Source organism: Tropicibacter alexandrii (assembly GCF_003667315.2).
Taxonomy (GTDB): domain Bacteria; phylum Pseudomonadota; class Alphaproteobacteria; order Rhodobacterales; family Rhodobacteraceae; genus Tropicibacter; species Tropicibacter alexandrii.
In genome coordinates, this window is record NZ_RCTZ02000005.1 from 149,215 (window position 1) to 166,138 (window position 16,924).

General features: G+C 64.3%; 19 protein-coding genes. 7 read left to right on the forward strand and 12 right to left on the reverse strand.

The genetic code is table 11. The annotated features are described in order from the left end of the window. Positions 1-155 precede the first annotated feature (155 nt). From rplM to D8Z78_RS08520, 3 genes are all read left to right on the forward strand, one after another. The gene (rplM, locus tag D8Z78_RS08510) at positions 156-614 is read left to right on the forward strand and encodes a 50S ribosomal protein L13 (RefSeq protein WP_121629728.1); all 459 of its coding nucleotides are present in this window, start codon (positions 156-158) and stop codon (positions 612-614) included. A gap of 2 nt (positions 615-616) precedes the next feature. Continuing rightward, positions 617-1,102: a 30S ribosomal protein S9 gene (gene rpsI / locus D8Z78_RS08515; RefSeq protein WP_121629727.1), complete on the forward strand. Its 486-nt coding sequence runs from the start codon at positions 617-619 to the stop codon at positions 1,100-1,102. A 158-nt stretch (positions 1,103-1,260) separates the two neighbouring features. Continuing rightward, positions 1,261-2,316, forward strand: a complete 1,056-nt coding sequence (locus tag D8Z78_RS08520) for a glycosyltransferase family 2 protein (protein WP_121629726.1) — start codon at positions 1,261-1,263, stop codon at positions 2,314-2,316. Here D8Z78_RS08520 and D8Z78_RS08525 read toward each other — a convergent pair. The 12 genes from D8Z78_RS08525 to D8Z78_RS08580 form a co-directional block, all read right to left on the reverse strand. Beyond that, positions 2,301-3,155 carry a sulfotransferase family protein gene (locus tag D8Z78_RS08525; RefSeq protein ID WP_121629725.1) on the reverse strand — a complete coding sequence of 285 codons (855 nt, stop codon included), beginning with the start codon at positions 3,153-3,155 and terminating at the stop codon, positions 2,301-2,303. The genes D8Z78_RS08520 and D8Z78_RS08525 overlap by 16 nt on opposite strands. Before the next feature lie 59 nt (positions 3,156-3,214). After that, positions 3,215-3,832, reverse strand: a complete 618-nt coding sequence (locus D8Z78_RS08530; protein ID WP_121629724.1) for a TetR/AcrR family transcriptional regulator — start codon at positions 3,830-3,832, stop codon at positions 3,215-3,217. Next, the gene (gene ppk2 / locus D8Z78_RS08535) at positions 3,829-4,701 is read right to left on the reverse strand and encodes a polyphosphate kinase 2 (protein ID WP_121629723.1); all 873 of its coding nucleotides are present in this window, start codon (positions 4,699-4,701) and stop codon (positions 3,829-3,831) included. The genes D8Z78_RS08530 and ppk2 overlap by 4 nt, the downstream gene beginning before the upstream one ends. Positions 4,702-4,785: 84 nt before the next feature. Further along, positions 4,786-5,721: an alpha/beta fold hydrolase gene (locus tag D8Z78_RS08540; RefSeq protein WP_121629722.1), complete on the reverse strand. Its 936-nt coding sequence runs from the start codon at positions 5,719-5,721 to the stop codon at positions 4,786-4,788. Beyond that, entirely contained in the window at positions 5,718-6,638 is a 921-nt protein-coding gene (gene metA / locus D8Z78_RS08545) for a homoserine O-acetyltransferase MetA (protein ID WP_121629721.1), read from the reverse strand. Before metA ends, D8Z78_RS08540 begins: the two co-directional genes overlap by 4 nt. Positions 6,639-6,782: 144 nt before the next feature. Beyond that, positions 6,783-7,277: a peptide deformylase gene (locus tag D8Z78_RS08550; RefSeq protein WP_121629720.1), complete on the reverse strand. Its 495-nt coding sequence runs from the start codon at positions 7,275-7,277 to the stop codon at positions 6,783-6,785. A 31-nt stretch (positions 7,278-7,308) separates the two neighbouring features. Next, a complete protein-coding gene (locus D8Z78_RS08555) occupies positions 7,309-8,181 on the reverse strand; it encodes an ATPase (protein ID WP_121629719.1) in 873 nt (290 codons plus the stop codon). A gap of 52 nt (positions 8,182-8,233) precedes the next feature. Further along, positions 8,234-9,139: a DMT family transporter gene (locus D8Z78_RS08560; protein ID WP_121629718.1), complete on the reverse strand. Its 906-nt coding sequence runs from the start codon at positions 9,137-9,139 to the stop codon at positions 8,234-8,236. A gap of 133 nt (positions 9,140-9,272) precedes the next feature. Continuing rightward, entirely contained in the window at positions 9,273-10,487 is a 1,215-nt protein-coding gene (locus D8Z78_RS08565; protein ID WP_121629717.1) for an OmpP1/FadL family transporter, read from the reverse strand. A gap of 111 nt (positions 10,488-10,598) precedes the next feature. Then, the gene (locus D8Z78_RS08570) at positions 10,599-11,474 is read right to left on the reverse strand and encodes a DMT family transporter (protein ID WP_121629716.1); all 876 of its coding nucleotides are present in this window, start codon (positions 11,472-11,474) and stop codon (positions 10,599-10,601) included. 76 nt (positions 11,475-11,550) lie between these two features. After that, positions 11,551-13,419, reverse strand: coding sequence for a GNAT family N-acetyltransferase (locus D8Z78_RS08575; protein ID WP_128910754.1), 1,869 nt, complete (start codon positions 13,417-13,419; stop codon positions 11,551-11,553). Between the two features lie 188 nt (positions 13,420-13,607). After that, a complete protein-coding gene (locus D8Z78_RS08580) occupies positions 13,608-13,922 on the reverse strand; it encodes a DUF1476 domain-containing protein (RefSeq protein WP_121629714.1) in 315 nt (104 codons plus the stop codon). Between the two features lie 187 nt (positions 13,923-14,109). Here D8Z78_RS08580 and purC point away from each other — a divergent pair, with 187 nt between their 5' ends. From purC to D8Z78_RS08595, 4 genes are all read left to right on the forward strand, one after another. Then, entirely contained in the window at positions 14,110-14,871 is a 762-nt protein-coding gene (gene purC / locus D8Z78_RS08585) for a phosphoribosylaminoimidazolesuccinocarboxamide synthase (RefSeq protein ID WP_121629713.1), read from the forward strand. A gap of 209 nt (positions 14,872-15,080) precedes the next feature. After that, a complete protein-coding gene (locus D8Z78_RS24570) occupies positions 15,081-15,251 on the forward strand; it encodes a hypothetical protein (protein ID WP_164932921.1) in 171 nt (56 codons plus the stop codon). 114 nt (positions 15,252-15,365) lie between these two features. After that, entirely contained in the window at positions 15,366-15,905 is a 540-nt protein-coding gene (locus D8Z78_RS08590; RefSeq protein WP_121629712.1) for a hypothetical protein, read from the forward strand. A gap of 139 nt (positions 15,906-16,044) precedes the next feature. Beyond that, the gene (locus D8Z78_RS08595) at positions 16,045-16,845 is read left to right on the forward strand and encodes an endonuclease/exonuclease/phosphatase family protein (RefSeq protein WP_121629711.1); all 801 of its coding nucleotides are present in this window, start codon (positions 16,045-16,047) and stop codon (positions 16,843-16,845) included. The last annotated feature ends 79 nt before the right edge of the window (positions 16,846-16,924 follow it).

The following is a 16,924-nucleotide window of genomic DNA, read 5'->3' on the forward strand; positions in this document are numbered from 1 at the left end:
GGTAAAATAATACCGTAATTTTAAGCCATTGGAAAGGCTTGTTATTTTCGCGGGTTGGCCGCTTGACTGGCAATCGGGGATGTTTATAACCCCGCCATCGGATACCGGGCCGGGCGAGTCTTCGCGCGGCCCTTGTCAATCAAGTGGATATACCCATGAAAACCTTCTCTGCGACTCCGGCAGACATCGAAAAGAAGTGGATCGTGATCGACGCCGAGGGCGTCGTTCTGGGCCGCCTCGCCTCGATCGTCGCCATGCGTCTGCGCGGCAAGCACAAGCCGTCCTTCACCCCCCACATGGACTGTGGTGACAACGTCATCATCGTCAATGCCGACAAGGTCCAGCTGACCGGCAAGAAGCGCGAAGAGCGGTTCTACTGGCACACCGGCCACCCGGGCGGCATCAAGTCCCGCACCAAGGACGAGATCCTGACCGGCGCACATCCCGAGCGCGTGGTCTATCAGGCCGTCAAGCGCATGCTGCCGGGCAACCGCCTGTCGCGCCAGCAGATGACCAACCTGCGCATCTACGCGTCGGCCGATCATCCGCACGAAGCCCAGAACCCCGAGGTTCTGGACGTGAAATCCAAGAACTCCAAGAACACCCGGGTGTAATCATGGCTGATCAGATCAATTCTCTTGAAGACCTGAAGGGCGCCGTGTCCGAGACCGTCGTGGTCGAGGAATCCGCACCCCGTGAGCCCGTCCGCGACGAGCTGGGCCGCTCCTATGCCACCGGCAAGCGGAAAGACGCGGTTGCCCGCGTCTGGATCAAGCCGGGTTCCGGCAAGGTCATCGTCAACGGCAAGGACATGGACAAGTACTTTGCCCGTCCGGTGCTGCAACTGATCCTGCGCCAGCCATTCCAGGTGGCCGGTGTCGAAGGCGAATTCGACGTCATGGCAACCGTCAAGGGCGGTGGCCTGACCGGTCAGGCCGGCGCGGTCAAGCACGGCATCTCGAAGGCGCTGCAGCTCTATAACCCGGAGCTGCGCTCGGCCCTTAAGGCTGCTGGCTTCCTGACCCGCGACAGCCGCGTTGTGGAACGCAAGAAGTTCGGTAAGCGCAAAGCCCGCCGTTCGTTCCAGTTCTCGAAGCGCTGATCTTCGCGATTTGCGATTTTGCAGGGGTCCCACTTGGGGCCCCTGTTTTGCTGTGAGGGGGCCGAATTTTCATGAAAATTCGGAAATAGGGGGCTCTGCCCCCCTGCCTTCGGCAGTCCCCCGAGGTATTTTCGGACCAAAGAAGCAGGGGCGTTGTGATGCAGACAGTCGGGATCGAGGATGCCGGGAAACTTGCCCGGGTCGTGTCGGGCGCGGTCGATCCGGGCAAGCTGACACTGTTTTCCACCATGAAGAACGAGTTTGGCTTTCTGCCGGCTTGGCTGGACCATCACCGGGCCATCGGGTTCGAACAGTTCCTGATCTGGGACGATGCGTCGGATGACGGGACGGGTGCCTATCTTGAGGCGCAGCCTGACGTGGTGGTGATGCGGTCGGAGCACGGGTTCGGGCATGTGCTGCGGTACCGTGATCCGGACGGGGCAGTGCGCGATGAGCGCATGGGCACCTATATGAAGATCGCCGTGCCGCACCTGTTCTTTGACGGGGCTTATGTCGGCTATCTGGATGCGGACGAATTCCTGATCCTGCCGCCCGGTATCGGCTCGGTCGCCGAGATCGTGGCGCGGCTTCGGACCGAGGGCGCGCCCGCGGCGGTTGCCTCTGTCGTCGAGTTCTTTCCAGCAGATATGTCCGGGCTGGACGGAGCCTTGCCCGCGACATTCGACGGGTTGATCGCGGCCTATCCGTTTTTCGAGGCCGAGCCGTTGGTCACCTTGCGCCCCGGCCAGCAGCCGAAGATCGCGCCGATGTCGAAAACCGCGCATCTGTTCGCGCGCTACGATGTCCGTCCCAAGCTGGAGCGCAAGGGCTGGCACCGGCTGTGGATGCCGAAGAAAGCGCGTGAGGCGCAGAGTTTCCAGAAATCGCCCCGGCACAAGACGCCGCTGGTGTTGCGCAATGCGGACAGCCGCCTGACCGGGTCGCATTACGCCAATCTGCCGCCCTCGGGCGAGGTCCTGCTGACCGTCGCGCATTTCGTCTTCACCGCGCAATTCGCGGACAAGATCGAGCGGGCGATCGCTTGGGGGGCGCATACCAACGGGGCCTCGAAATACCGGTATTACGCGGAGTTGCTGACCCGCATGCGCGGCGTGCCTGAGGGGTTTCTGTCCGAAAGCTCGAAACGCTATACCGGTCCCGAGGCGCTGATCGAGGCCGGTCTGATGCGCTGGCCGGATCAGGACAGCACGTAGCGGGCCGAGGGCCAGACCTGTGCGATCTGCGGCAGCCGGGCGGCGACGGCATGGTAGACCGGAGCGTAGTGCTGGGCGATGGCGCGGGTCAGGTCCTCGGGCAGGGGATTGCCACCGGAGCCGCGCGCGTTGACCTGCTGCCCGCCTGCCTTCGGATCGGCGGGGATGTCTGCAAAGCGGCTGAGATCGGCGATCCCGTCCGGCGTGGTCATTTCCTCGAACAGGCAGATATGGCGGTTTTCCGCCTCGAAAACCTGTTCGACCGCGTCGAGCGTCATGTCGTAGCGCGTGCGGGCTGCGGCCTCGGCCCCGGCATGGAACGCGGCCAAATCGGCGGCCTCGTCGCCGCTAGAATTGAGGTATCCCTTGTCGAGATCCATCTTGAGCTGCGACCGTAGCCGCGCCACGGGATCGCGCATGGCAAAGATCACCTTCACCGCGATGTCCCTCTCGGCAAAGCCGTCGCGGATGCCGGTCAGCATTGCCGGGGGCAAGGCCGCGTAGGATGGGGTCACATCCCCGGTGCGGACCACGCCCTTGCGTGCCAGAAGCCCCTCGAAATAGTCGAAATAGGCCGGGCGGTGGGTTTGCATGTCCCAGCGCAGATAGTCGCGCGGGATGGCCAGCCCGGCCTTGGCCTTGAGCCGTGCCTTGGCCTTTTGCAACGCCGAGGGTTCGGGCACGCGGTAGCGCGCAAACGGCCCGCCAAGGTCGCTTTCCCAGATCTGGTATTCACCCAGCCGTCCGAAATCCGACCCTTGGGCGCGGGCGAGATAGGCCTGATACCAACTCGAGCCGCATTTCTGCCCCCCGAGGCCCAGGAAAAACGTACCGGTCATGCATCCCCCTGCGTCAGCGTGCGACAGATCGTAGGCCGGGGCTGTGCCCCGGCCCCCTTTTAGGTATCCGGCGGGATCAGGCCAAGCCCCCGCAGGTAAACGCCGATCCCGCTTTCCAGCAGGTCCTCGGGGGCGAAAGGCGATTGGGTGCCGGGCGAGTTGCGCGCGAACAGTTCCACCACTCCGTGGCTCATCGCCCAGATATGCGCGGAAAACATTTGCGGCGGCGGGCGCTTGCCCTCGGGGATGTGCTGGCTCAGATCGCTGGCCGCCTGTTCCAGAACCGCGCGGGCGCGGCTTGAGACCGCCGCCAGATCGGGCGAGGCATTCACCGAAATCCCGCTTTCGAACATCGCGATGTAATGGCCGGGATATTTGCGCGCGAAGGCCAGATAGGCCCGCCCGGTCGCCTCGAAGGCCGCCAGTGCCGAGGGTTGCCCGCTGTCATAGGCGTATTGCATCACGTCGGCGAAGATCTCGTATCCCTGCCGCGCCGCCTCGGCGATCAGGTCTTCGCGCCCGGCAAAATGGCGATAGACGGCGGCGGGGGTCACGCCCGCCTGCTTGGCTGCCTCCGACAGGGTGAACCCCGTGGGCCCCCGCGCCTCGATCAGCGACAGGGCCGCGTCGACCAAGGCTTGGCGCAGGTTGCCGTGATGATAGCCGCGTTTGCTCACTGCGTCTGCCAGATCTCTGGGCCGCCGATGATCGCCTCGTCCAGCTTGCCGAGCGCCTTCTCATCTTTGCGGTCGTAATCCAGCGCCGCCAGAACGTGGCGGATGGCGGCGAGCCGCGCGCGTTTCTTGTCGTCGGATCGAATGACCGTCCAAGGCGCTTCGAGGCTCTGGCTGCGAAACAGCGTTTCCTGAATGGCGTCGGAATAGGCATCCCAGCGTTTCAGCCCCTCGACATTGATCCAGGACAGTTTCCACTGTTTCAACGGGTCACGTTCGCGCGCAAGAAAGCGGCGCAACTGCTCGGCGCGCCCGACATTGAGCCAGAACTTGAAGAGATGGATGCCTTCCTCGACCAGCATCTTTTCGAAATCCGGCACCTGCGCAAAGAAATGCGCGCGTTGCTCGTCGGAGCAAAAGCCAAAGACCTTTTCCACCACGCCGCGATTGTACCAGCTGCGGTCATAGAACACGATCTCGCCGCCTGCGGGCAGATGGTCGATATAGCGCTGGAAATACCATTGCGTGGCTTCGGTGTCGGACGGCTTGGACAGGGCCACGACACGCGCCCCGCGCGGGTTGAGGTTCATGCGGAACCGCTTGATCGTGCCGCCTTTGCCTGCGGCGTCGCGGCCCTCGAAGACGATGGCGATGCGCTGGCCGTTTTCCTTGGCCCAGGCCTGCATCTTGACCAGTTCGATCTGCAGGCGCGCCATGTCCTTTTCGTAATGCTTGCGCTTCATTTCCTCGGAGTAGGGATAGCCGGGGTCGAGGATATCGTCCTTTTCGGCGCGCTCGATGGCTTCGCGCACGGTCTTGGGGGCGTCGTTCTCGTAAAATGCGCTGATGGCGCCGTCAAAGGGCAGGGACATCGGGGCCTCATGGTTCAAGTCTCGGGCAATATGCGGATTTTTCGACCGGCATGCAAACAGGGGGAGGATGGGTGATCACCCATCCTACATGCGGCTGCGCAGGGCAGCGCGGTGGATCGCCTCGACCACGGCGCCGGGGCGGGTGTTGTGGATCATGTGACCGATGCCGTCGAGCCGGGTCAGGTTGGCCTGTGGCACGTCGCGAATGAAAGGCTCGGCATGGATCGACAAGCCCACGGTCGTATCCGCCGTGCCGTGGATCAGTTCGATGGGCACCGGGATATCCGGGTACTGCGGCACCAGCGCGCGGATCTGGTCCAGCAGACCGGCGCGGTGCTGGGCATTGGCGCGCAGGGCACTGCGGCGCAGGCTGAGCGGCGCGCCGATATGTTCGGCATAGCCCGGGACCTCGTCCTGTGGGGCAAAGGTGTCGGCGATCGCCTGATCGACCACCCGGTCCGGCACCCAAGCGGTGATCAGCGGCACGGCCAGCGCGGCCAGCGGTCCGGAATTGACCCGGTAGAGCGGGGGCATCGGCCCCTCCCACGGATAAGCCGGGCTGGCCTCCAGCACCAGCGCGCTCAGATCATCTGGCCGGTGGACCGCCCAGGCCAGCGCCACCGCGCCGCCATAGGAGTGGCCCATCACGATGGGCCGCTCGGCCCCCAGCGCCGCCGCCGCGTCCGCAAGCAAATTTGCTTGCTCGGTGATCGTGGCGCCGCCCATGGGCGGCGTATAGCCCATGCCGGGCCGGTCGAAGGCGATGACGCGATAGCGTTCCGCCAGCCGGGGCATCAGCGAAAAGGTCATGTCGCGGATATTGCCCGACAGCCCGTGGATCAGCACCAAGGGTCGGCCCTGACCCATCTCGGTATAATGTACCCGGTGGCCGTTTACCGTCAGGAACTGGCCCGATGGCGGAAACTCCGCCTCGGCCAGCCGTTCATGGCGCGCGGCTTTCCACAGGGTCAGCGCCCAGAAGGCCGCCAAGACCAGCGCAAGGCCGATGACCCACTTCATGTGCCGATATCGGCGAGGTCGTAGGGCGTCGACTGGTAGATCTCGTTGATCCAGTTGCCGTACAAAAGGTGCGCATGGCTGCGCCAACGGTTCTGCGGCGTCTTGGACGGGTCATCGCCGGGATAATAATTCGCGGGCACGTTGATCGGTTTGCCCGAAGCCACGTCGCGGTCATACTCTTCCTTCAAGGTCCCCGAGTCATACTCGAAATGGTTGAAGACATAGAGCGCCCGGTGCGCCGGGTCCTCGACCAGACAGGGGCCGGTTTCATCGGAATCGATCAGGATCTTCAGCCCGGCTTGCAGGATTTCCTCGCGCTGCAACTCGGTCCAGCGCGAGACCGGCACCACGATATCGTCGGAAAACCCGCGCAGATAGGGCGAGGCCGCGTCCAGCACCCGGTGGCGCACCGCGCCGAAGGCCTTGGCGTCCAGCAGGTGTTTCCGGACCCCGTGGAAGTGGTTGATCATCGCCATGCCGCCCCAGCACACGCCGAAGGTCGACTGCACATGAGTCTGCGTCCAGTCGAAGATCTGGCACAGCTCGTCCCAATAGGTGACCTCTTCGAATGGCAGATGCTCGATCGGGGCGCCGGTGATGATCAGCCCGTCGAATTTCTCGCCGGTCTCGGCGACCTCACTGAACGGGCGATAGAAGTTTTCCATATGCTCGGCGGCGGTGTTCTTGGTCTGGTGCTCGCTCATGCGGATCAGCGACAGCTCGATCTGCAAGGGCGTTGCACCGATCAGCCGGGCGAACTGGTTCTCGGTCTGGATCTTCTTCGGCATCAGGTTCAGAAGGCCGATCCGCAGCGGGCGGATGTCCTGACGCGCGGCCGCCTCTTCTGCCATGACCATGACACCCTCGCGCGTCAGCACGTCGAAGGCAGGCAGGTCGGAAGGCAGTTTGATCGGCATGGGTCAGGGTCCTTGGAACGATGCCGGGCAGAGATAGGGGAGAAGCCGCAGGGAGGCAAGCACCCCCGCGTCCCGGGCTTGACCCGGGACCTCTGCGTCGATCCTGCCATGAGGCCCCGGATCAGGTCCGGGGCTGCGTCCCGCCTAGCGGACGCCGGTGGCCACGGCCACCGCGCGGCGGTTGCGTGCCACGCGGTCGAAGACGCGGATGCCGTCGGTCTGGTCGATCAGCTGTTGCAGGCCGATGGCCAGCGGCCCGTCGGCAATCAGCCGGTCCTCGCAGCCGGTCATATCGTCAAAGACGACCTCGATCCGGGTGTAGCGCGCCACGGCGATTTCCTGTCCGGGCAGCGACAGGCTGCCCTCGTCGCCGATGCGCATGGTGTCCGAGCGCGTGACTACGCGCGGATTGGCCAGCGTCAGGCGGTGGACGTCGCCCATGGCGTCGGGCAGGTCGATCACGATCAACCGCAGCGGCACGCCGATCTGCACCGCGGCCAGCCCTTGGCCTGCGGCCGCTTCCATCACGTCGAACATCTCGTCGGCCAGTTCGGCGATGAACCCGTCGAAATCGGTCACCGGGTCCGAGGGTTCGGACAGGATCGGATGGTCGATGGGCAGAATCGGGTCGTCGGTCATGGGGTCTTTCACTCTGTCGAGGCTTGCGCGCTTACGCGCTTTGGCGGCGGGTCTCAAGACCCGCGGCGATCACCCGATCGAAGTCGTGGGCATCGCGCACCGTCGCCATGTCGCGCGCATCCACCGTGATGCCCCAGTTGCGCGCCATCGCCTCGTAGATCGGCTGGCGATGCGCCAGCGCCTGCGCATAGGTCCAGCGGATGAAGGCATCGGGGTCGACCGCGCCTTCGGTCTGGCCGGTCTCGTCCAGATAGCGTGCCCAGGCGGTTTCGAGGAAATCGGGCCGGTAGGCCATGGGCTTGGGCGCGCGGTCGAAGCGGCGGATCAGCTCCTCGGTATGCTCGTCGCTGCCCTTGATCCAGACGGGCAGGGCGACCGAGGACAGCGCGGTCAGGATCTCGTCCGAGGGGTTTTCGGGGTCGACCCATTCGCAGATGCTGCCGCCGGTGTCGCAGATGAAATGCGGATAGCCGTACAGATCCTCGGCGCGGTCGATGAAATAAGCGGTGTCGAGCAGGGCCAGCCGCTCGGCACGTTCGAACTGGGCCTGACGGCGGCGGTATTCCTGCATCGCCATGCCGCCCTTGTCCGGATTGCCGGGCTTGCCCAGATAGGCCGAGACGGGCGTGAGATTGTTGAACGAGATGTTCGAGCCGATATAGATCGAATCGCTCATCAGCAGGTCACGCAGGAACGGCACCTGCATGGCGTGCCGTTTCGCGTTGTCGACGATGTATTCGCCCATGTACCGCGTGCCGATGCGGTAATCGATCGAGTAATGGAACCACTGGCCGGTGTCGCGCAGCATGTTGGACACATGGGTCTTGCCCAGGCCGGACATGGCGAAAAGAACGACACGTTTGCGCGGGGCGGCCTGCCAGGAGGCGGCGGAATCGTACAGCATCAGGGGTCCTGTCTTCGGGTTGGTCCCTGATACGGCAAGCGGGATGGCGCCGTCAAACGGCCTTGCGCGCGCGCCGCGACACCCGACCGTCCAGCACCACCAGCCCCAAAGCCAACAGGCCGAACCCCGCAAAAGCCGCAGGCGACAGCGTCTCGTCGCGCGCCCATGCGCCGAGCAGGATCGCGACAGGGGGGATCACCAGCGTCACCAGCATCAGGTTGCCCGATCCGGCCATCGCCAGCACGCGGTAATACAGCAGATAGGCCAGCGCCGTGGCGACGATCGCGTAATAGCCGATCCCGCCCCATGTGGCGGCGGACAGATCGGTGCGCGGCACCCCTTCGAACATCACCGCCAAGGGGGCCATGATCAGGCTCGCCCCGGTCAGCATCCCCGCAGCCGAGCCGATGGGCGGCAGGCCCGACAGGGTCTTGCGCGCCCAAGCCCCCGCGCAGGCATAGGACACCGTGCCCAGCAACACCGCCAGTTGCGCGACCGAGGTGACGTCGAACCCGCGCAGTGCATCCGGCCCGATTGCCAGCACCACGCCGCCAAATCCCAGCGCCACCCCCAGCGCCTTGCGCGCGGTCAGGCGCTCATCGGCAAAGACCAAAGCCGCGACCAGCACGCCGAAGATCGCCGTCGCCGCGTTCAGGATCGAGGTCAGCCCCGAGGCGATGTGCAACTGCCCCCAGGCCATCAGCGAGAACGGGATGACGTTGTTGAGCAGACCCATCACCGCCAGCGCGGGCCACAGCCTGCGCGGCGGCATCGGCAGGCGCCGGATCGCGATCACTGCCCACAGCAGGGCCGCCGCCAGCCCCGTGCGCCACAGGACGGCGGTCAGCGGGCCGATCTCGTCCAGCGCCGTGCGGATCGCCAGAAACGACCCGCCCCAGATCAGGCCAAGCAGCATCAGCTCGGCCCATGCACGGGAAGAGAGGCTGGTCTGGGTCATGCGGGCTCCTTTCGGTGTGGTCCGTCCAATCTGCCAATGGCCGCGTGCGCCCGCGACCCGGAACCTGCGCAATCCCAAACGAAAACGCCCGGGCGCGAGGCCCGGGCGCTTGATCCGTCGGCAGGTCGTGCCGTCAGAAGTTCATGGTGAACGAGATACCCGCCCCGACGGCAGAGTTGCCGGTGAACTCGGTGCCCGACGCGTCGGTCGCGTCGCCCAGCTTCACGTATTCGAGGCCAAAGCGCATCTTGCCCATCTCGCCGGTGATCTGGCCCCCGACGCCAAGCGAGATCCGCCCATCCGTCGGCGACAGGCGCGAGGCCACGCCGCCATTGCCGGGCTCATAGGTCACCTGCGCAAAGCCGGACACCGCATCGTTGAACTGCCGACCGACGCCCAGCTTGTAGGTCATCACGTCATCGTCGAAGCCGGTGACCTCGTCGCCGGTGATCGCCGCGTAGCCCGGTGTCCGGACTTCCCAAGCGGACCATTCCGTCCACTTGACCTGACCAAAGACCAGCGTGCCGGGTGCGACACCGGTCTGGAAGTCCAGCGCGATGCTTTGCGGCATCTCGACTTCTGTCGAGGTGTTGCCGTTCAGCCCGAAGAAGGGCAGGGCCTCGGACGTGTCGAATTCGTGGGTGATGGCGCTTTCCCAAGTCAGGCCGACGCGCAGCGCGATGTCTGGGATCTCGTAGGCCGCGCCCAGCACGGCGCCCCAATCGCCACGCCGGTCGCCCTGTGCGGTATAGGTGAACGCGCCGACCGGGGCCGCGCCCACGGCGGCCAGTTGCGTCTGCAAGCCGACGACCCGCGGATCGGTCACCGGCACGCCCGCGCCGGTCAGTGCGGCGATGCCGCCTGCGATCTCGCTCGCGGTTGCGGCGCGGATCATCTGGTCGGGGATGACGATGTTGGCATCGCTCTCGACATAGCGCGCGCCGCCATAGACGGAAAACCGCTCGCCGACGCGATAGCGCAGCATGGCCGCCGTCTGTTTGGAATTCCACTGCGCCGTGAGGCCGGTGTAGAAGCCCTGCGAATACGCGCTGTCGGCGCCATAGGCATCGTTGAAATACAGCCCGAGGGCCAACTTGTCGCTGAGGTCGTTCTTGTAGCCGAAGCTGGTCGCGACATAGCTCTTGGCCATTTCACCGGTGCTGCCGCCACCAAGCCCGGCTGCGTAATCACCGCTGATATTGGGGTTGACGATCGAGGCGCCAAAGCTCAGCTGATCGCCGGGCTGGAACAGCATGCCGTAGTCGTTGACGACGCGCTCGATCCCGCCGGCCTGTGCAAGTGTGGTGCTGGCAGCCAGCAATGCGGCTGCCGAGAGTGCTTTTTTCATTTTGTATCCCTCGTCCCTGAGTGTGGGAAGTCTCCTGCTCAACAGTAGGAAGGGGACGGGACAGGGGTCAATCTTTGACGGCACGTCATGCGTGTGACGCGGAACGTTACGTCACGTTTTTGCGACAGTCCGGCGTCGTGTCTCGTAGAGGATATTCACGTAATTCGCGGCAAAGATGGCGATCGCGCCAAGGATGACCATCGGATCGATCGCCTCGCCGTACAAGGTGACCCCGACCAGCGCGATCACCGGCAGGCGGGCAAAGTCGATGGGCATCACGACCGAGGCCGGTGCAAGGCTCAAAGCGGTGGTCAGGCAGAAATGCGCCACCAGTCCCGCGCAGGCGATGACCGCGACCCATGGCCAGCTTTGCGCGCTTGGCAGGGCGATGTCCCCATCGTATCCGGCGCAGACAAGGCCGAACACCGCCTGCATCACGGTGAGCCAGAACAGGATGCAGGTCGTCGTCTCGGTCCGGGTCAGCCGGCGCGTGAACACGGCCGATCCGGCAAAGCCGATGGCGGCCATTGCGGCGGTCAACTGTCCGAATTCCAGCGTCTCCGGGCTGGGGCGGGTCACGATCAGGATGCCGATGAAACCGATCACCGCTGCCGCCGCCCGGTTCCATGTCAGCCGCTCGCCGAGGATCACGGCGGCCAGCAGCATCACCCAGAACGGCGAGGTGAATTCCAGCGCAAAGACCTGTGCCAGCGGGATCACCGTGATCGAGTAGAACCACAGGTTCTGGCCGGAAAAGTGAAAGATGTTGCGCACCAGATGGGTGCCCATGTGGCGCGTGGTGATCTGGCGGGCGGTACCGAAGGCGCTGGACAGCACCACCACGATGACGACGCCGATCAGCGACCGGTAGAGCATGATCTCGAACGTATCGAGGTCGAGGCTGACGGTGCGCCCGGCAATCGCCATGGTGGTGAACGAGGCAATGGCCCCGATCATCCACAGACAGGCTCGGATCGTCTCGCTCATGGATTGCCCTCCCGTTTGGCGCGCGGCGCATCTGGTCAGAGAGCAGGCGGAATGGCAAGCCTGCGCCGGGCCGTTTTCAACTGGCGTGCCGCATTGGCTCGTCGAGGGCGGGCACCGGGGTGTCCCGCTTTGGGTCCACAAGCGCGTCGAGGGCCCAGAGATCCTCGGCGCTGCGCGCCAGCGGCGCCGGGTCGAGGATCGCCAGCCGGATGTCCAGCGCCGCCAAGGCCAGCAGCGCCGGGTTGGGGGCGGCGATGTGCAGGACACGCCAGTCCGGCGCAAAGCTGGACTTGAAGCGCGCGAGTCCCGCGCAATCCGCCGCCAGTCGGTCGGGCAGGTCGGGATGGGGCAGGGCGGCAAGGCTGACCTCGCGCAGACCGCGCGCGGCGGCGTCGCGGATCATCTCGTGGACCAGCGCATGCATGACGCCCTGCGGCAGGTCCGACATGTGCCGCATCAGGTCCAGCGCAATGGCACCGCGTGTCTCGACACCCGAGACGAAGGCCACCAGCCGCCCGTCGAGCCACGCGCCGTAAAGCGGCTTGTCGCGTAGGTAAAGCGGGCAGAAGCGGCCCATGGTCAGCCCGCGTTCGCGGCCATGCGCCGCTTCCCACGCGCGATGCACCTCGGTCATGGCCTGCCAGTCGGGATCGGTGATCGGCGCGCAGACCAACCCGACGCTTTCGGCCTTGCGCAGGAACCGCCGCAACTGGCGGCGCGGAGAGCCATTCAGGCTGAACCGCTGCGCGTCGATCACGCCTTCGATGGCGAAGGCGCGGACATGCCAGCCGCGCGCGCGGGCGATCTCTGCATCGCGGTCGGTCAGTTTATAGAGACAGGGCACGCGGTTTTCGGACCGGGCGGCCCGCTTCAATTCCGGCAGCAGGGGTGCCAGTGACCCGCGCGTCGGGCCGAGAAACAGCATCAGGGTCTGCGGCGTGCGCAACGCACAGGCCTCGGCGCCGGGCACAAACAGAGCGCGCGCCGGTGTCTGCGCAGCGATGCCAATCTCGGCGCGCGGGCCGCGCAGCGGCGGCGCAGAGGCGGCGGCGCGTTGGGTCATGCAGGGGGCCGCCACCAGCGCATAGCCCGCGCCGATCAGGCAGGGCGCTGCATAATACACGGCGCGAAACGCGATGAGCGAAGCGGCCGCGTCCGCCCCCGCAAGGTCGGGCATCAGCGCGATCAATGTCAGTTCGAACGGCCCGACGCCGCCCGGTGTGCCGCCGAGCATCCCCGCGCCAAGCGCCAAGGTGAAGGCCGCGACCATGGGCAGAAATGGCAGGGACAGGTCGGGCGGCAGCAACAGGTACAGCGCCACCCCGGCAAAGAGCAGATCGCAGGCCGCCAGCCCGACCAGCTGGACCAAGGCGGGCAGCGATGGCAGGTCCAACTGCCGGCCCCCTATCCTGAGGCGCGGATTACGAAGCACCAAGGCCGCCAGTGCCAGCCCCCCAAGGGCAAAACCCGGCAGGGCCAGCCAGCCAAGCCCCGCCAGCACCGGGATCGCGACCGTGCCCGCCAGCAATCCCCATGCCAGCAGAAAGCCCAATGTGACAAAGGTCACCAGTCGCAGCGCCATGCCGTGTCCCAACCCGGGCATCAGCCGCCAGCGCAGCGCCGCGCCGACCGCCGGGCCAAAGCCCGTGGTCTGCCCGACCGCGATTGCCGCCAAGCCGGCATTGCGGGCGACATGCTCGGGCAGGCCGGTGCGGAAATGGCGGTGCGCGACGACGTCATACTGACCGATCGCCCAGAAACTGGCCGCTGTGGCAATCGCCGCGGCCAGCCAACGCGACGCCGGGATCGCGAGGAAGGCGTTCTGGACCATCCCCCAATCGAGGTCCTGCGCCTTGGTCCACAGCATCCACAGCAGGGCAAGCCCCAACAGGCCGGGCAAGATGCGCTGCCCCGATTGCACGCGTTGTGCCAGTTCCGATCTCACCACCCGTCAACTCCACTTGTCCCGCCGCATGTCTACATTCGGGCCTACTGAGCAAGAGTTAACGTCTGCATTGGAAAGTCGTCGCATTCACCTCAAATGCGCGCCTTTCAAATGCAAGAACGCGCCGCAGGCTCTGCGACGCGTCCTTACTGTCAGCCTTTCAAGGGGCCTACGCGCCCTTGCGAAGCTTACGCTTCTTTCATCAATTGCTCTTTGGCGATCAGCAGAAGCTCGGCCATCTTGCCGCGGATCTCGTCGGCGGTCGCCTTGTCCCCCAGATCGCCCGCGACCTTGCGCACCACGTCCTCGTGGCCCGCTTCCTCGAAGTCGGCCTTGACGACGGTGATGGCATAATCCTGTGCCTCTTGGCCGGTCTTGCCCAGCATCTCGGCCGCCCATAGACCCAGCAGCTTGTTGCAGCGGGCCTGTGCGCGGAACTTCATTTCCTCGTCATGGGCATACTTGTTTTCGAACGCGTTTTCGCGGTCATCGAAGGTGGTCATGGCTCTCGCTCCCTCGGGAAGAATGGTTCTCGTTCGGTATGCCGCCCCGCGCGCGCCTGCGCAAGCATCTGTTGCAGGGTTGCGGCAATGCGTTCCGCGCTTTGTCTTGCAGCACGGGGGCGCATGGCTTATGACGCGGCCAACACCGCGCGTTCCTGCGCGGTTTTCCCGTTTGGAAAGGTCGCCCATGGCACGTCGCAAGAAAATCTACGAAGGCAAGGCCAAGATCCTGTACGAAGGCCCCGAACCGGGCACGATCGTGCAGTATTTCAAGGACGACGCCACCGCCTTCAACGCGGTCAAGAAGGACGTGATCGAGGGCAAGGGCGTGCTGAACAACCGCATGTCCGAATTCTTCATGACGGGCTTGGGCAATGTCGGCATCCCGACTCATTTTCTGAAACGGCTGAACATGCGCGAACAACTGGTGCGCGCCTGCGAGATCGTCCCGCTCGAAATCATCGTGCGCAACTATGCGGCCGGGTCGATGTCCAAGCGCCTTGGCATCGAGGAAGGCACGCCGCTGCCGCGCCCGATCGTGGAATATTGCTACAAGGACGACAAGCTGGGCGATCCTCTGGTGACCGAGGAACACATCGCCGCCTTCGGCTGGGCCAGCCAGCAGGATATGGACGACATTCTGAGCCTCGCCTTGCGGGTGAACGATTTCATGGCCGGGATCATGTACGGTGTCGGCATCAAGCTGATCGACTTCAAGATCGAGGTCGGCCGGGTCTTCGACGGCGATTTCCAGCGTCTGATCGTGGCCGACGAGATCAGCCCCGACAGCTGCCGGTTGTGGGACATCGAGACCGGCCAGAAGCTGGACAAGGACGTGTTCCGCCACGATCTGGGCAACCTCGCCGACGCCTATACCGAAGTGGCCAAGCGTCTGGGCGTCATGCCCAAGCAAGCCACGCACGGCACGAAGCCGACGCTGATCAACTGATCCGTTGGTTCGGTGGTGACTGACGAGGGCCCTTCGGGGCCCTTACTCTTTGACACGGACGATGGATCAAGGGCAGTGTTGCGCCTCACATGTCTTTAAATCCCGAAAAGAAGGTACATTGCGGGCAGCACGGTCCTGCGCAGCCTGCCTATGCCTGTTCTCATTGTATTGCGTCTCTTCGTGATGGTGTCCCGAGGGGGCTGGCTTTCGTGCGGGACGAAGACAATCAGTTCAACGGCTGGTGCGCGGCATGTGACGATTTTCTCATGGCCCATGGCGGCGAATGGGACGATGTGACCGAGGATCATGCTCAAATCGGCCTGCTTTGCGAGCATTGCTTTGAACGCCTGATTTCGATGAACCATCCGGACCGCGGCTAGGCGGCAGGAATCGAAAAGGTCTCTGCGGGGCCTTTTTCGTTTTGGATGCTGAATGGCGTATTGACCTCTGCAAGTAGGGCGAATTGACTTGCCGCAGTCGACCGGGTGGGTTTCATGGATATTTTCGCGCTTTTGGATCTGCTGCATGACCGATATGTGGCGGAATACGAAAGCGCCTATCATGAGATGCTCGGCCAGTATGAGGATGTCGCGCCGGAACTGTCCTTCGAGATATCCGGAGGAGTTTACAAGCGCCTCTACACGGTTGATTTCTTTCGGAGAAAGGGCGAGGACATGGGTGTCATCGAGGTGATGCCCAGCCAATCGGCCTTCTCTGGTGACGCGGTGGTTCGCTACAACGACATGACGATCACCTTCGGGTCCGTGACTTGGGATGCGATGCGCATTGAACCGCACCCGGTGCCCGCAGAGTTGGTGGGGCTTGAGGCGTGGTTCGACCATTGGACCGATCTGGATGCCACGCGGCGCACCGAGGGAGAGGTTACGGGCAAGGTCATCCACTCGCTTGGCATCTACGACGGTGCGATCGAGCTGGATTTCGGCACCGCGCCGGTTCAGGCGGCGATCGAGTTTCTGGACCTGCTCCGCGACAGCGGGGTCGAGGAGGTCCGGGTTTCCAGTAGCCGACAGTAGGGTATTCCAGCGTCGGGGGCCTAGCGCCTGATGTGGGCTCATCAGCCAATTTGCCGCGAGGCTCAAGGGCCGCTAGGAGCCTCGACTTCCCCGTGATTTTCATTGCAACCATGCCCGGCTTCGCGGAAGATCGCGGGTCATGAAAATCATGTGTTTGAACGGTTGGGGCGGCAAGCTTCATGACGTGATGCTGCCCTATCTGGCCGCAACCGCACCCGATATTCTGTGCCTTCAGGAGGTCATCCATAGCCCCTTGTCCGAAAAGGATTGGCTGACCTATCGCGACGGCGATCATGTCCTGCCGCAACGCGCAAACCTCTTTCGCGACGTCACCGCGGCGCTGCCGGATCATGTTGCGATCTTCTGTCCTGCGGCGCAGGGCGTGCTGTGGGACGGCGACGTGTCGATCCCGTCGCAATGGGGCTTGGCAACCTTTGTGCATCGCGCGCTCCCGATCATCGGACAGGTTCAGGGCTTCGTTCACAAGGACTACTCCCCTGTCGGTTTTGGCGATCACCCACGCTCGCGCAGCGCCCATGGCGTGCGGGTCTGGGATTATCACGCGGACCGCGCCGTGAGCGTGACGCACATGCACGGGCTGCGTGATCTGGCAGGCAAGATGGACACGCCCGAGCGTGCAGAACAGGCGCACAGGCTGCGCGATCTCTCAAGCCAATTGGCACAGCCCGGCGACCTCAGGGTGATCTGCGGCGATTTCAACGTCGAGCCGACCAGCGAAACGCTGTCGATCCTCGCCGATGCCGGATTGGTCGAACTCGTGACGGCCTATGGATTCAGCGGGACCCGCAACTCGCATTACACCAAGCCAGGGCGATTTGCCGACTATATGCTGATCGACGACAAGGATGCCGTGAAGGGTTTCGACGTCGTCTACGAGACCGAAGTCTCGGACCACTGTCCGATCCTTCTTGAGGTTTAGCGCCCTCCGGGAACGGTCTTTCTTTCACAGCGGCGGAGTGTCGGGCAAGTTGGCGCATCCGCCATCGGCCCCTGTCTTT